Source organism: Sphingomonas aerolata (genome assembly GCF_003046295.1).
In the GTDB taxonomy this organism is placed as follows: domain Bacteria; phylum Pseudomonadota; class Alphaproteobacteria; order Sphingomonadales; family Sphingomonadaceae; genus Sphingomonas; species Sphingomonas aerolata.
The window spans coordinates 96368-111191 of the sequence record NZ_PZZN01000003.1 but is presented as its reverse complement, the minus strand read 5'-3'; the positions used below and the strand labels follow the sequence as shown (position 1 = coordinate 111191).

General features: G+C 66.4%; 13 protein-coding genes. 9 read left to right on the top strand and 4 right to left on the bottom strand.

The window, feature by feature from the left end; translation table 11 throughout:
* Nucleotides 1-86: 86 nt before the first annotated feature.
* Nucleotides 87-2423, bottom strand: coding sequence for a S9 family peptidase (locus C8J24_RS13085; protein WP_107933042.1), 2337 nt, complete (start codon nt 2421-2423; stop codon nt 87-89).
* A gap of 269 nt (nt 2424-2692) precedes the next feature.
* On the opposite strand from C8J24_RS13085, the gene C8J24_RS13080 reads away from it, so the two are divergent.
* Nucleotides 2693-3361: a DUF6975 family protein gene (locus C8J24_RS13080; RefSeq protein WP_107933041.1), complete on the top strand. Its 669-nt coding sequence runs from the start codon at nt 2693-2695 to the stop codon at nt 3359-3361.
* 18 nt (nt 3362-3379) lie between these two features.
* Here C8J24_RS13080 and bla read toward each other — a convergent pair whose 3' ends face one another.
* A complete protein-coding gene (gene bla / locus C8J24_RS13075; RefSeq protein WP_244180710.1) occupies nt 3380-4303 on the bottom strand; it encodes a class A beta-lactamase in 924 nt (307 codons plus the stop codon).
* A 114-nt stretch (nt 4304-4417) separates the two neighbouring features.
* Between bla and C8J24_RS13070 the strand changes: the two genes are divergently transcribed.
* The 5 genes from C8J24_RS13070 to C8J24_RS13050 all read left to right on the top strand — a co-directional run bounded on the left by C8J24_RS13070 (nt 4418) and on the right by C8J24_RS13050 (nt 9059).
* Complete coding sequence (locus C8J24_RS13070; RefSeq protein ID WP_107934186.1) at nt 4418-5272, top strand: AAA family ATPase; 855 nt, start codon at nt 4418-4420, stop codon at nt 5270-5272.
* A gap of 129 nt (nt 5273-5401) precedes the next feature.
* Nucleotides 5402-6805, top strand: coding sequence for a glycosyltransferase family 39 protein (locus C8J24_RS13065; protein WP_107933037.1), 1404 nt, complete (start codon nt 5402-5404; stop codon nt 6803-6805).
* Between the two features lie 73 nt (nt 6806-6878).
* Entirely contained in the window at nt 6879-7424 is a 546-nt protein-coding gene (locus C8J24_RS13060; protein ID WP_107933035.1) for a CHAP domain-containing protein, read from the top strand.
* Between the two features lie 64 nt (nt 7425-7488).
* Nucleotides 7489-8667: a vWA domain-containing protein gene (locus C8J24_RS13055; protein WP_107933033.1), complete on the top strand. Its 1179-nt coding sequence runs from the start codon at nt 7489-7491 to the stop codon at nt 8665-8667.
* An 83-nt stretch (nt 8668-8750) separates the two neighbouring features.
* The gene (locus C8J24_RS13050) at nt 8751-9059 is read left to right on the top strand and encodes a hypothetical protein (protein WP_107933031.1); all 309 of its coding nucleotides are present in this window, start codon (nt 8751-8753) and stop codon (nt 9057-9059) included.
* 58 nt (nt 9060-9117) lie between these two features.
* Here the strand turns inward: C8J24_RS13050 and C8J24_RS13045 are convergent, their stop codons facing one another.
* Complete coding sequence (locus C8J24_RS13045; RefSeq protein ID WP_107933029.1) at nt 9118-10215, bottom strand: anhydro-N-acetylmuramic acid kinase; 1098 nt, start codon at nt 10213-10215, stop codon at nt 9118-9120.
* A gap of 96 nt (nt 10216-10311) precedes the next feature.
* Here C8J24_RS13045 and rimO point away from each other — a divergent pair, with 96 nt between their 5' ends.
* Nucleotides 10312-11640, top strand: a complete 1329-nt coding sequence (rimO, locus tag C8J24_RS13040; RefSeq protein WP_107933027.1) for a 30S ribosomal protein S12 methylthiotransferase RimO — start codon at nt 10312-10314, stop codon at nt 11638-11640.
* A 78-nt stretch (nt 11641-11718) separates the two neighbouring features.
* Here rimO and C8J24_RS13035 read toward each other — a convergent pair whose 3' ends face one another.
* On the bottom strand, nt 11719-11865 hold the full coding sequence (locus C8J24_RS13035; protein WP_107933025.1) for a lmo0937 family membrane protein: 147 nt from the start codon (nt 11863-11865) through the stop codon (nt 11719-11721).
* Between the two features lie 161 nt (nt 11866-12026).
* Between C8J24_RS13035 and C8J24_RS13030 the strand changes: the two genes are divergently transcribed.
* Entirely contained in the window at nt 12027-13421 is a 1395-nt protein-coding gene (locus C8J24_RS13030) for a serine hydrolase domain-containing protein (RefSeq protein ID WP_107933023.1), read from the top strand.
* Nucleotides 13422-13431: 10 nt separating this feature from the next.
* The gene (locus C8J24_RS13025) at nt 13432-14820 is read left to right on the top strand and encodes a leucyl aminopeptidase family protein (RefSeq protein WP_107933020.1); all 1389 of its coding nucleotides are present in this window, start codon (nt 13432-13434) and stop codon (nt 14818-14820) included.
* Nucleotides 14821-14824: the final 4 nt, after the last annotated feature.

Sequence of the window (14824 nt, the reverse complement as noted above, 5' to 3'; positions counted from 1 at the left end):
TGATGCCGCCGCGAAACGATCGCGACATTGCTGATTTTCATCCGGGCGCGTCCGTATACGTCTCCGACGCGCCCTGCCAGATAACTTTATTTCGTCCCAGGCAAGCTCGTCCCCTCGCCGGGAACCGGTTTGTCCTTCACCGTCCGGTCGAGGAAGTTCAGGATCGTCCCCCAGACATGCTCGCTGATCCCCGGCCCCGCGACGCGGTGCGTATAGCCCGGGTAGAACATCATCTCGAACGGCGTCGCAGTCGACTGCATCTTGGCCGCGACCTTGGTCGAATTGTCGAGGAACACGTTGTCGTCCGCCATGCCGTGGATCAGCAGCAGCGGATCCTTGATCAGCGCCGCATCCTCGACCGCCGCCGACGTCGCATAGCTCGCCGGATCGGTCTTGGGATCGCCCAGATACCGCTCGGTATAATGCGTGTCGTAGAGCTGCCAGTCGGTGACCGGCGCGCCCGACACCGCGGCAGCATAGACCCCCGGCGTCTTCTCCAGCATCTTCAGCGACATGTACCCGCCATACGACCAGCCATAGGTCGCGATCTTGCTCGGCTCGACGAACGGCAGCGTCTTCAGATACTCCGCCCCGGCCAGCTGGTCCTCGACCTCGACCGTGCCCATCGCGTGATAGATCGCGTCCTCGAACTTCTTACCGCGGTTGTACGAGCCGCGATTGTCGATCTGGAAGAAGATCCAGCCCTGATCGACCAGATATTGCGGCAGCGGCCCCTGCCAGCCGCGCGTGACCTGCTGGCCGGTGCCCGGACCGCCATAATGCTGGAAGAAGACGGGATATTTCTTGCCCGGCTCGATCGGCGGGGTGATCATCTCGTAATAGAGCGTCGTACCGTCCTTGGCCTTCAGCGTGCCGAACTTGGTCTGCTGATGGCTGGCGGCATAGGGATGATAGGGATGCCCCTCCTTCACCGCATTCTCGTTGATCCACGAGATCCGCTTGCCGGTCGCATCCGCCAGATAGACCTGGGTCGGCTGTGACGGGTTCGAACGCGAGACGATGAACCGCGTCCCCGCGCCGTCCATCGACGCGCTGTTCCACCAGCCGCTCTCGGTCAGCTTGGTGATCGCGTTCGGCTTGGCGATATCGACCGAATAGAGCTGCTGCTCGAGCACGTCGTCCTTGTTGCCCGTGAAGAACAGCCGTCCCTTGGCCTGGTCGACTCCGACCAACCCGGTCACGACCCAGTCGCCCTTGGTCAGCTGCGTCCAGCGGCCTGCCGCGAACCGGTAGAGATGGCCATAGCCGCTGCGCTCCGACCGCCAGATCAGGCTGCCGTCCTTCAGCACGCGGTATGCGTCCGACAGGTTCAGCCAGCTCTTCACCCCCGACTTTTCGGTGAACAGGATCGTCGACTTGCCCGTTGCCGGGTCGACGCGCAGCATCTCGAGCAGCTTCTGGTCGCGGCTCTGGCGCTGGACGAGCAGCATCGTCCCGTCGGGCGTCCAGTCGACCCGCGCGAGATAGATGTCGGGATTGGTGCCCAGATCCACCTTCACCTGGCCCGACCCGTCGGGCTTCATCACATACAGGTCGACCAGCGCGTTGGGCGTGCCCGCGGCGGGATAGCGCTGATCATAGACCTTGGTCCCGGTCGCGCCGATCGAGGCACGCGTGAAGATGCGCACCGGTGCCTCGTCGAAGCGCTCGACCGCGACATAGCGCTCGTCGGGCGACCACCAATAGCCCGTGCGGCGATCCATTTCCTCCTGCGCGACGAACTCCGCCTCGCCGAAATGGACGGTGCCGCCGCCGCCCTTGGTGACCGCGCGCGCCCCGCCGCCCGCGAGCGGCTGGACGACGAGATTCTGGTCGCGGACATAGGATACGAACCCGCCCTTCGGGCTGATCACGGGGTTCAGCTGGCCACCCGGTGTATCGGTCAGCCGACGGACCTTGCCGTCGAGCGTCGCGATGTAAAGGTCGCCGTCGAGCGGCACGAGGATCGACTTTCCATCGGGCGCCCAGTCATAGGCGACGATGCCCTTCGACCCGGCGATCCGCGCGCGCTCGCGCTGCATCTTCTCGGCTTCGCTCAGCTCGGCGCCGCTGCCGACGCTCTTCGAATCGACGAGCATCCGCTCCTGGCCCGTGGCGGTGTCGACCGCCCACAGGTCGAACCGCTCCTTCTCGTCCGCCCGGTTGCGCAGCGAGGTCAACAGCGCGCCGTCGGGCGACAGCCGTACCGCGCGCGGCTGCGGGCCCGACAGGTCGGGATTGCCGAACACCCGCGCCCGCGTCAGATCGCCGGCCGGGGCTGCAGCTGCCACGGGAGCCGCTGCCGGATCGCTCGGCGTTGCAACGCCGTCGGCTCCGCCTGCCGTTTGCGCGGACGCGCCGTCAGCAGCCATCGCGGCGGTTCCGACCGAAGCAAGTGCAAGCCCAAGCAACCATGTACGCATCCTATAGTCTCCGATGGACGGGCTCCAGCGCGGCGCCGGTGCCGCGCGCGTTATCGCGGCGCGTCCCGCCCCCGTAAAGCCGTAAACCCCGCGTGATGCGCTCGCCCGCGGCCAAGTCGTCAAGCCCAGGCCGACCGGACCCGCCTGCGGATGGTTAGCAGCCGGTTAACGTCATGTGCACGCCGTCTTTACACGTGACGTGCAAGGACCTGTGGCCGGACGTCCGCACGCATATGGCGCGCGGGCATCCCAGACATGACCGGGGACTAATGACTTCGACGACGGCATCCATTGACGAAACACGGCCCGGCGCCTGGGACGTCGTCGCGCGCCTTGGCGCCGTCGACGGTGCTGTCGCGCACCCTCACGCGACGCGACTGATCCAATCCGCCCCCGCCCAGCGCAACCTGTCGGATGCGGTGCACGCGTTCTGCGACGTCTATGGACGGCATCCCGGGATGATCGACGACGCCTTGCTGCGTGGCGCACAGTTGGGTTCGCTGCCCTGGCTCGAAACCGCAGCGACCGGGTTCGCGATCGAACGCGGCTATCTCGCCCAGCTGACCGCCGCCGTGGGGCCGTTGCCCTCGACACCGGGTCAGGCGGCGACCGAGGCCGCCCTCGCCGGCGTGCGCAACGCGCTGGAGATCCTGTCCGGTTCGGAGCGCGCCGGTTGCGCCACGGGGGCGGTGGCCGCGCTGCTCCACGACTGGGCGGTGACGCGCGATGTGCTCGACCTTGCCGCGACCCGCTTCGGCATCGTCGCGCCGCCGCGCGCGCTCCCGCCCGCTGACGTCAGCGCCAAGGCGCTGGCGACGCTGGGTGCGACGCCCGGTACGCGGCGTGCCATCACCTTCGGCGCGCAGCAGTTCTACGCCCAGCATCGCGGCCTCTGGTCGCTGCTCGAAGCCCGCGCCAGCGCGCGGGGCGATCTCTGAACGGATTGCACACGCAGCCTAGGCCAGTGTCGTAGCAACTCCCCGGGCAACCTCTGAAAACAACGTCTTGAACTGCGCCTCGGTGGGCGAGCCGCCACGCGTGTAGACGCTGATGATGATCGGCGTGTCGGGATCGCGCCACAACACCCCGACGTCGCCGGCCGCGTCCTTGCCGTTGTTCCCCGTCTTGTTGCCGATCACCCACCCCTGCGGCAGACCGGCCCGCAACCGCGCGGCGCCGGTCCGGCATTGCCGGAGCCAGAGCATGAGCAGCGCGCGTGACGAGGGCGACAATACCGGACCACGCGTCAGCCGTCCGATCGTCGCCGCCATCGCCCTCGGCGTCGTCGTGTTGCGCAACCCACCCGGCAGCGTACGGTTCAGGAACGGCTCGATATCGTCCAGCCGACTGACATCGTCGTCCAGACGTCGCCAATAGGCCGTCAACGCGGCGGGCCCGCCAACTTGCCTCAACAGGATATTGGCGCAGCTATTGTCGCTTTGCTCGACGGCGGCCTGGCACATCTCGCCGAGCGACATCTCGCCCCGCGCCAGATTCTGCCGGGCGACGGGCGCGTGCCAGTCCTGAAGGTCGGCAGGAACGAGCGCGATCCTGTCCGCAAGCCGGGCCCGGCCGCGATCGACCCGGTCGAGCACGCACGCGGCGAGCGACGCCTTGAACGTGCTGCACATGACGAACCGCTCATCGGCACGCCAGGCGATCGCCCTCCCCGTCGTCAGGTTACGCGCGCAGATCCCGACATGGCCGCCGCTCGCGGTCTCATAGTCGGCGACGCCGGGCGGAGGAGCCTCGCTGCGTGCAAAGGCCGGACGCGTGACGAGCGTTGCGGAAACGCCCGACAGGACGGCCCGCCTGTTCAGCATGATGATCGTGATGCCTCCTCCAGCCGCGCCGTTTCGCCGCGCGGTCGTTCCGTACACCGTCCGGTCCTTGCCACGAACCCCGATGGCTGTCGGTGTCGCCATCGTCCGGGTTGCGTCGGATACCCAACAGCTTCTATCCGTACCGGGAATTCGATTCTGACGGGAATGGGCATGAAGCGCTTCGAAGGCACGCAGAGCTATGTCGCGACCTACGACCTCAAGGTCGCGGTCAACGCCGCGGTGACGTTACGCCGCCCGCTGCTGATCAAGGGTGAACCCGGCACCGGCAAGACCGTGCTCGCCTATGAGATCGCCAAGGCGCTCGGCGCGCCGCTGATCGAATGGAACATCAAGTCGACGACCAAGGCGCAGCAGGGGCTGTACGAATATGACGCCGTCGCCCGCCTGCGCGACGGCCAGCTCGGCGACGAGCGCGTCCACGACATCGGCAACTACATCCGCAAGGGCAAGCTCTGGGAGGCGTTCACCCAGCCGGCGCCGCCCGTCCTGCTGATCGACGAGATCGACAAGGCTGATATCGAATTCCCCAACGACCTGTTGCAGGAACTCGATCGGATGGAATTCCACGTCTACGAGACCAAGGAAACCGTTCGCGCGGTCGAGCGTCCGATCGTCATCATCACCAGCAACAACGAGAAGGAACTGCCCGACGCGTTCCTGCGCCGCTGCTTCTTCCACTATATCAAGTTCCCCGATCGCGACACGATGCAGGCGATCGTCGACGTCCATTTTCCCGGGATCCAGCGCATGCTCGTATCGCGCGCGATGGACCTGTTCTACGACGTCCGCGACGTCCCCGGGCTCAAGAAAAAGCCCTCGACCTCCGAGCTGCTCGACTGGCTCAAGCTCCTGCTGCACGAGGACATGCCGCTCGAGACGCTGCAGAACCGCGATCCGACCAAGGCGATCCCGCCGCTGCACGGTGCACTGCTGAAGAACGAACAGGACGTGATGCTGTTCGAACGCCTCGCCTTCATGGCAAAGCGGCAGAAGAACCAGGGGTAGCTTCGGGAGCGGCGGGACAGCAGCGGCCGGAACCGTCCGCCTGAGCAACGCTGAAAACGCGGCTTTAATCAGTTGGGCGCTAATGCTCCGGGGGTGCGCCACAACCTGTCCCTCCCCGCGACATCCGCGTTGTTTGCGATCCTGGGCGTCGCGGTCTGGGTGCGGATCCTATCGGCCCATGGCGGGCTGTGGGTCGACGAGGCGTGGTCTGCGGTGCTGGTGGCGAGGGCGGACACACCCTGGGCCGTGTTCACCTCGATCAACCACGACAATAATCACCATCTGAACAGCCTATGGATGCAGGCGGTCGGCTATGCCGCGCCGCCGCTGGCCCTGCGTGCGCTGTCGATCGTCACGGGCGCTGCCGCGGTGCTGGTCGTCGCCGCGATCGGTGCGCGGCGCTCCACGGCGCATGCGCTGGTCGGCGCGGCGCTGTTCGCGCTGTCGCCGATCCTAGTCAATTATGGCAGCGAAGCGCGCGGCTATGCGCCAATGCTGCTGTGCGCGCTGGGTGCAATCCTGGTCGCCGCACGCTGGCTCGACGGGCCCGCCCCTGCGCCCCGCCATGCGCCGGGGCTGCTTGCGGTCCTGACCACGCTCGGACTCCTGTCGCAGTTGACGATGCTGTTCTTCGTGGTTGCGATCGCCGGCTGGGTCGCGCTGACGCTGCGCCAGCGGGTTGCCACAGGGACGGCCGCTGCGATGACCGCGCGGCTGATGCTGCCGAGCGTCGTTGCCGTCATGCTTGTCTTCACCCTGGTCTTCGGCGCTGCCGCTGCAAGCCCTGGCGGCATGCAGGTCGGCGATTATGTGCCCTTCTCGTTCGCCAGCCTGCTCGATGCGCTGCAGGTCATGCTGGCGACGACGCTCGGCGCATCCGCCTTGCCCCGTTGCTGGATCGCGGTGCTCGCGCTCACACTATGCGTCGCGGCAATGGCCGCCGTGGCGCAACGACGACCCATGGCGTGGCTGGCAATGCTCGCCATCGCCGGACTGCCGATCGCCCTCGCCACGCTTCACATCGCGAATACGGGAATGCCGCGCTACTTCCTGCTCTCAAGCGTGGCTGTACTGCTGCTCCTGACCGACCTGATCGCCACCGCGCTGACGAAAGGCCCCCGGTCAAGGATGCTGGCCGCGCTCGCCCTCACCCTCCTCGCGATCGGCATGGTCCACGACATCGCGCAGGACATTAAGCGACGACGCGGCGATATCGATGCCGCCATCGCCCGCGTCCGCATCGAAGCACCGGGCGGCGCACGCGTTCATGTCGATCACCTCCAGCCCGTTGCCCCGCTTCGGGTCGCAGCCGCAACGGCGCACTATCCGCTCGTTCTGACGAGCGACTGCCGACCTGTGCAATTCGTCTTCGTCGATCTCGACGACGGCGGCGCGGCGACGGCCACGACGCGACGCTGCGGACGCCTTTATACGCTTCGGACGGTGCGCCGCCGGGGAATGCTGTCGGGAACCGACTGGGCGCTTTACGGACTACCGCGCGCGCGCAACGCCTTGTCGTCTAATCCATATTGAGGCTGGCGCATCGTCATGCCATTAACCACAGGCGGCAACATGGCGGTCATGGGACGGCCTTTAGGATCACGGGATGAATCGCTTCAGTCGCGCCCTTCTCTCCGCTGTCCTCACGATCGGCGCGGCGTCCGCTGCACAGGCATCGCTGCTCGACTATGTCGGACAGTGCGTTCCGTTTGCGCGAGCGGCCTCGGGGATCGAGATCTATGGCGATGCCTGGACATGGTGGCGTCAGGCCGATGGCCGCTACGAGCGCACGCATCGGCCAAAGACGGGCTCGGTCATCGTCTTCGCCAAGACAGCCCGCCTGCCGATGGGGCATGTCGCGGTCATCAGCCGCGTCGTCGAGAAGCGCGTCGTGATGCTGACGCATGCCAATTGGTCGCGCCAGAACGGCGAACGCGGTCATGCCGAACAGGACGTCACGCTGTTCGACGTCTCGCCCGCCAATGACTGGAGCCGCGTCAAGGTCTGGTACAAGGATGTCGACGGCCTCGGCGGCGGGATCTACCCGGTCTACGGCTTCATCCACGGCGACGTGCGACCCGCGGCTGAACTGACCAGTCGCAATCCCGATTATGTCGGCGCGCTGATCGACGCATACGTCCCGGGCAGCTGACCGCGCATACCCGATCCTCGACTCGCCCCTCGACTTCGCGGGGCTGGAGAGGCAGGATAGGGCGATGTTTCTCAATTTTCTCGACGAGCTGCGCAGCGCGGGCATCCCGGCCAGCCTCAAGGAGCACCTGCTCCTGCTTGAGGCGCTCGACGCCGAGGTGATCGAGCGCACGCCCGAGGAATTCTACTACCTCTCCCGCGCGGTCTATGTGAAGGACGAGGGGCTGCTCGACCGCTTCGACCAGGTCTTCGCCAAGGTCTTCCGCGGCCTCGCCACGAGCTATGGCACGACGCCGACCGACATCCCCGAGGATTGGCTGAAGGCGGTCGCCGAGAAATTCCTCACCCCGGACGAGATGGCCGCGATCCAGTCGCTGGGCTCGTGGGACGCGATCATGGAGACGCTCAAGAAGCGGCTCGAGGAACAGCAGGGACGCCATCAGGGCGGCAACAAATGGGTCGGTACCGGCGGCACGTCCCCGTACGGCAATGGCGGCTACAATCCCGAAGGCGTCCGCATCGGCGGCGAGAGCCGGCACAAGCGCGCGCTCAAGGTCTGGGACCAGCGCGAGTTCCGCAATCTCGACAACACCCGCGAACTCGGCACGCGAAACATCAAGATTGCGCTGCGACGCCTGCGCCGGTTCGCACGCGACGGCGCCGCGGACGAACTCGACATCGACGGCACGATCGCCGGCACCGCGCGCCAGGGCTATCTCGACATCGTCATGCGCGCCGAACGCCGCAATGCGATCAAGATGCTGCTGTTCCTCGATGTCGGAGGATCGATGGATCCCTTCGTCAAGCTTTGCGAAGAGCTCTTCTCGGCCGCGACCACCGAGTTCAAGAATCTCGAATTCTATTATTTCCACAATTGCCCCTACGAAGGCGTGTGGAAGGACAACACGCGCCGCTTTGCCGAACGCACGCCCTTGTGGGACGTGCTCCACAAGTTCGGCCATGATTACAAACTCGTGCTGGTCGGTGACGCATCGATGAGCCCGTACGAGATCACCCATCCCGGCGGCTCGGTCGAGCATTTCAACGAGGAGCCGGGCGCGGTGTGGATGCAGCGCCTGACGACCACCTATCCGTCTGCGGCATGGCTCAACCCCGTGCCCGAGGCGCAGTGGGGCTATTCGCAATCGGTCCGCATCATGCGCGAACTGATGACCGACCGCATGTACCCGCTGACCCTCGCCGGTCTCGACGACGCGATGCGTGAGCTTACCCGCAAGCGCTAAGGCCCTGCCTGCGCGATCCCGTAACGGAACCGTCATGGACCCGGTCGGTTTAGCGTGCATCATCCCTGTGCGAGGAATAGCTTATGTCGTCGATCCCGAATTCTGCCATGCCACATGCCAAGGTCAGGCATGACGACGACGCCGCGCCGGCCCCCGCCGCGAAGGGCGACTGGATGGACGATGCGACGGACGCGGCAAAGGCCGGCATCGCCACCGCCACTGACGCGGTGAAGTCGCACCCGAAGACCGCGATCGCGGTCGGCGCCACGCTGGTCGCCGGCATTGCTGCTGCGATCGCCGCACCTGCGCTCCGCGCAAAGGACGCACCGGAAAAGAAGACTCCGCCAAAGCCCGCGCCCAAGAAGCCCGGCAAGCCGAAGAAGTCCCACTAATCGAAATGCATGGCCCGCCGACAAAGGCGGGCCATCACCTCTGGCATGTTCAGTGGCCTTAAACCGCGTGGACGACCCCGCCAGCCATCGCCGCTGGCACCCCCGTCGTTCCTGGAAAACTGATCGGCAGCCCGCGGAGCGTCCGCACCGCCATATAGGCGAACCCTTCCGCCTCCAGCGCATCGCCGTTCCACCCGAGTGCGTCGGTCGCCTCAACGCCCAGCCCGGTCGCCGCGGCGATCATGGCCAGCATCGTCGGATTATGACGTCCACCGCCTGCGACCAGCAGCCGCTTGGGTCGCGCGGGCAGATTCCGGACCGCATCCGCGACCGTCGCCGCGGTGAATGCTGTCAGCGTCGCCGCACCATCCGCCGCCGACAGCCCGCGCGCCGGCTGTATGGTAAAGTCATTGCGATCGAGCGACTTGGGCGGCGGTGCATCGAAGAACGGGTGATCGAGCATCGCCGTCAGCACCGTCTCGTCGACGCGCCCCGCCGCCGCCAGCGCGCCCCCCTTGTCGTAGCGCGCGCCCGTCTCCGCCTCGACCCAGCTGTCGATCAGGCCGTTCGCCGGCCCCGTATCGAACGCGACCAGCGAGTCGTTGCCACTTGCCTCGCCTGGAATGAAGGTGATGTTGCCGACCCCGCCCAGGTTCAACACCGCGACCGGCCCGTCGAGCGTGGACGCCAGCGCCGCATGATAGACCGGCAGCAGCGGCGCGCCCTGCCCCCCCGCCGCCACATCGGCCGACCGGAAGTCGGACACCGTCGTGATCCCCGTCGCGCGTGCCATCGCAGCGCCGTCGCCGATCTGCCAGGTCCATCCCCGATCGGGCCGATGCGCGATCGTCTGTCCGTGAAACCCGATCACGTCTACTTCCGCTGCGGCGACACCGGCATCCGCCAGCAGCTTGTGCACTGCGAAGACATGCGTACGCGTGATGAGATCGCCGGCGGCGACGATCGGCGGACTGGCGCGCGGCCGATCGAACGTCAGCGCCATACGTGTCGCGTCGGACAGTTCCGCGCGCGCCGCATCCGAATAGGGCTCCCCACGGAACGCGATGGGGCGGACCATCGCCTCGCCATCGGTCTCGATCAGCGCGGCGTCGATCCCGTCGAGCGACGTCCCCGACATCAATCCAATCGCCAGCATTTTGGGTCCCTTTCCCTGTCCTCAGACCCGGCCATGACGGATCGCATCTCGACCGCCTAGAAAAAACCGAACTTTGCGCCTATGTGCGTGGCTCCCATGGCAACCATACTCCCCACTCCGCCCAAGATCGGCATGGTCTCGCTCGGCTGTCCGAAGAACCTCGTCGACAGCGAGCGGATTCTCACACAGCTGCGCGGCGACGGCTATCAGATGTCGCCCGACTATGCCGGCGCCGATGTCGTCCTCGTCAACACCTGCGGCTTTCTCGATTCGGCGAAGGAAGAAAGCCTCGAGGCGATCGGTGAAGCCATCGCCGAGAACGGCCGCGTCATCGTCACCGGCTGCATGGGCAAGGAAGCCGAGGCGATCCGCGCGCGCTTCCCGCAGGTCCTCGCGATCACCGGTGCGCATGAATATGAGCAGGTCGTCGGCGCGGTCCACGAAGCCGCTCCGATGCCGCCGTCCGCGTTCCTCAACCTGATCCCGGATGCCGGGCTCAAGCTGACCCCGCGGCACTACAGCTATCTGAAGATCTCGGAAGGCTGCAACCATCGCTGCTCCTTCTGCATCATCCCGAGCCTGCGCGGCGATCTCGTCAGCCGTCGTCCCGACGCGATCCTGCGCGAAGCCGAAAAGCTCGTCGCCGCGGGCACGAAGGAACTGCTGGTCATCAGCCAGGACACGTCGGCCTATGGCGTCGACCTGCGCCACTCGGTCTGGCCATTGAAGGGTGGCGGCGAGGTTCGTGCGCACATGACCGACCTCGCGCGCGAACTCGGCAAGATCGCGCCGTGGGTGCGGCTGCATTACGTTTACCCCTATCCGCACGTCGACCACGTCATACCGTTGATGGCTGAGGGCCTCGTGCTGCCCTATCTCGACATCCCGTTCCAGCATGCCGCGCCAGCGGTGCTGCGCCGGATGAAACGCCCCGGCAACGACGCCAAGGTGCTCCAGCGCATTCACAAATGGCGTGAGATCGCGCCCGACATCACGATCCGCTCGACCTTCGTCGTCGGCTTCCCCGGCGAGACCGAGGAGGATTTCCAGTATCTGCTCGACTGGCTCGACGAGGCGCAGCTCGACCGCGTCGGCGCGTTCCGGTTCGAACCGGTCGAGGGCGCGGCGGCCAACCTGCTGCCGGACCATGTGCCCGAGGAGCTCAAGGAAGAGCGCTACGCCCGGATCATGGAAAAGACCGCGGCGATTTCCGCGGCCAAGTTGCAGGCCAAGATCGGCCGGACCCTCGACGTGATCATCGACGTGGTCGACGACGAGGGGGCGACGGGTCGCTCACAGGCGGATGCGCCCGAGATCGACGGCGAGGTCTTCCTGCGCGACGCAGGTCATCTGACGGTCGGCGATATCGTACCCGTGACGATCGAAGATGCCGACGACCATGATCTGTACGGCGTGCCGGTCTGACGCGCCTGCGTCGGTCCTGACGCAACGATACTACCCCAAGGTGCAGGCGAAAATACCTGCACCTTGGGGCACACGCGTTCAGACGACGTTGCGACCGGTGAACAGCTTCACGAGCACCACGATCACTGCAATAACGAGCAGGACGTGGATCAACCCGCCCGCGACGTGAAAGGCGAAACCGGCAAGCCAGAGGACGAGCAAGATAACGGCGATGGTCCAGAGCATGGCAGTTCCCAATCTGTTGTGATGACGTGATCGATGCCGCTGAAACGTCCCCGTGCGAGGGCGTGTTCCGCCGTTTAACCTGATATAGGTTAAGCTCTTCAGATGGCTCGACATTAAGTTGCGGCGTTGCGCCGACACCCGCCTTCTGCTTCGATGTCGCCATGCTGTTTCGCCTGTTCACGCTCGCCGCGCTCGCGCTTCCCTTGCCCGCCATCGCGCAGTCGCTCACGCCTGCGGAAAGCGCGCAGATCGATACGCTCGTCGCCGGTTCGCTCCGCGATACAGGCGTCCCGTCCGCATCGATCGCGATCGTGCGCGGCGGGCAGATCGTGTTCGCCAAGGCCTATGGCAAGCCGTCGGAAACGATCGCGCGCGCGGATCCGGCGCTGCCCTACCAGATCGCGTCGATTTCGAAGCAATTCACCGCCGCCGCGATCCTGCTGCTCGAGGATGAGGGCCGGCTGAGCCTCGACGATACGGTCGCGAAATATGTCCCCGGCGTCACCAATGGCGACCGCATCACGATCCGCCAGTTGCTCAGCCACACCTCGGGCCTGCAGGACTATTGGCCGCAGGATTACAGCTTTGCGGCAATGGCCACCCCCGTCACGCCGCAGCAGATCGTCGATCGCTGGGGCAAGAAGCCGCTCGATTTCGAGCCGGGCACACAGTGGCAATATTCCAACACGGGCTATGTCGTCGCGGGCCTGATCGTCGAGAAGGTCGCGAACCAACCGCTGCTCGACTTCCTGCAGCAGCGCATCTTCAAGCCGCTCGACATTCGCGCACTCGATCAGGACAAGGCGATCGGCAAGGGCTTTCCACAAGGCTATGGCCGTTTCGCGCTCGGGCCCGTCCGTCCCGAGACGCCGAGTGCGCCGGGCTGGCTCTATGCCGCGGGCGAGCTGTCGATGAGTGCGCGGGACCTCGCCAAATGGGACGTAGCGCGGCTTACCCGCACCACGCTGCCCGCGGACGACTGGGCGGCGCAGGAGACCCCTATCAGGCTCGTCGACGGATCGACCAATGGCTATGGCCTCGGCGTCTCGACTGGCACCACCAACGGGCGTCGCTACGTCGAGCATAGCGGCGAGGCGGTCGGTTTCCTGTCCGAGAACATCGTGTATCCCGACGATCAGGCGGCGATCGTCGTGCTTACCAACAGCTGGTTCAGCGATGCGGTCGGCCGCATCTCGAGCGGGATCGCGAAGATCGTCCTGCCACCCCCCGCCGCGAACGGAGAAGATGCCGCCGCCCTGCCCAGGGCACGCGCAGTCTACGATCAGCTCCGCACCGGCACGCTCGACCGCAGCCGCCTGACCGAGGACGCCAATTTCTATTTCAAGCCGGTCGCGCTCGCGGACTATAAGTCGAGCCTCGGCGCGCTCGGCGAACCGACCGGTTTTGCGCAGACCGGCCGCGCCCGCTTGCGCGGCGGCTTCGTCAACCGCACCTATCGCATCACCTATCCCGACCGTACGCTCTCGCTCAGCACCTATGCCGAACCCGGTGCGAGCGGCCGGTACGAACAATTCCTCGTGGCCCCCTCTCAGTAACTGGCACGCAATGACCGATTTCTCTTCACTGCTTCAGCCCGACCGCGGCCAGCCCGCCACGCCGATCCACGTCGTCCGTCCGGAGGAGTTTGCGAGCTGGCTCGGTGCTCAGCCGCCGCGCATCCGCACCGCGGTCGCGGCGCATAGCCTGACCGGCAAGCCGGGTGACCGCGCCGTCCTCCCGGGCGATGCCTCCGACACATGGTCGATGCTGCTTGTGTGTGACGAGGCGATGTCGTCGCCGTGGCGGATCGCGTCGCTCGGTGCCTCGCTTCCCGCGGGCACTTACCGCCTTGCGCAGGGCGACGTGGGGGGTGCCGGACTCGGCTGGATGCTCGCACAGCATCAGTTCGATCGCTATCGCAAGCCCGTCGGCAAGCCCGCGCGCGTGTTGCTGACGAGCGAGGTCGCGTCGATCGAGCCGACGATCCGTCTTGCCGAGGCGACCGCAATGGTCCGCGACCTCGTCAACACCGGCGCATCGGATCTCGGCCCCGCCGAGCTCGAGGCGGCGGTAGAGACGCTCGCCGCCCGGCATGGCGCAACCGTCACGACGACGCGCGGCGCCGCGCTCGCCAGCGGCTATCCGATGATCCACGCAGTCGGCCAGGCAGCATCGGAGGCACGCGCGCCCCGGCTGATCGAGCTCGAATGGGGCGACCCCACGCACCCGCGCGTCGCGCTGGTCGGCAAGGGCGTCTGCTTCGACTCGGGCGGCCTCGACATCAAGCCATCGGCCGGCATGCGGCTGATGAAGAAGGACATGGGCGGCGCTGCGCACACGCTCGCCCTGGCCGGGCTGGTGATGGGGGCGAAGCTCCCCGTCCGACTCCACCTGCTCATCCCCGCAGTCGAGAACGCGATCGCCGGCAACGCCTTCCGCCCGGGCGACGTGCTCGACACGCGACAGGGAATGACGGTCGAGAATACTAATACCGATGCCGAGGGGCGGCTCGTTCTCGGCGACGCGCTGACCCGCGCGGTCGAGCACCGCCCTGCGCTGATCCTCGACTTCGCGACGCTGACGGGCGCGGCGCGAGTCGCGCTCGGCCCCGATCTGCCGCCGCTGTTCACCGACGACGAAGCGCTCGCGGCTGAACTGATCGCCGCTAGCCACGCACAGGCCGACCCGCTCTGGCGGATGCCGTTGTGGAACGGGTATGACGACATGCTCAAGTCGGACATCGCCGATCTGGTCAACGCGCCCGATGGCGGTTTTGCCGGCGCGATCACCGCGGCGCTGTTCCTGCGCCGCTTCGTGCCGCCCGGCATTGCCTGGGCGCATCTCGACGTGTTCGCCTGGCGCCCGACGCCGAAGCCCGGCCGGCCCAAGGGGGGCGAGGCCTATGCCCTGCGCGCCGCCTTCGCGATGCTGAGCGACCGATACGGCGGCCCCTGACCAA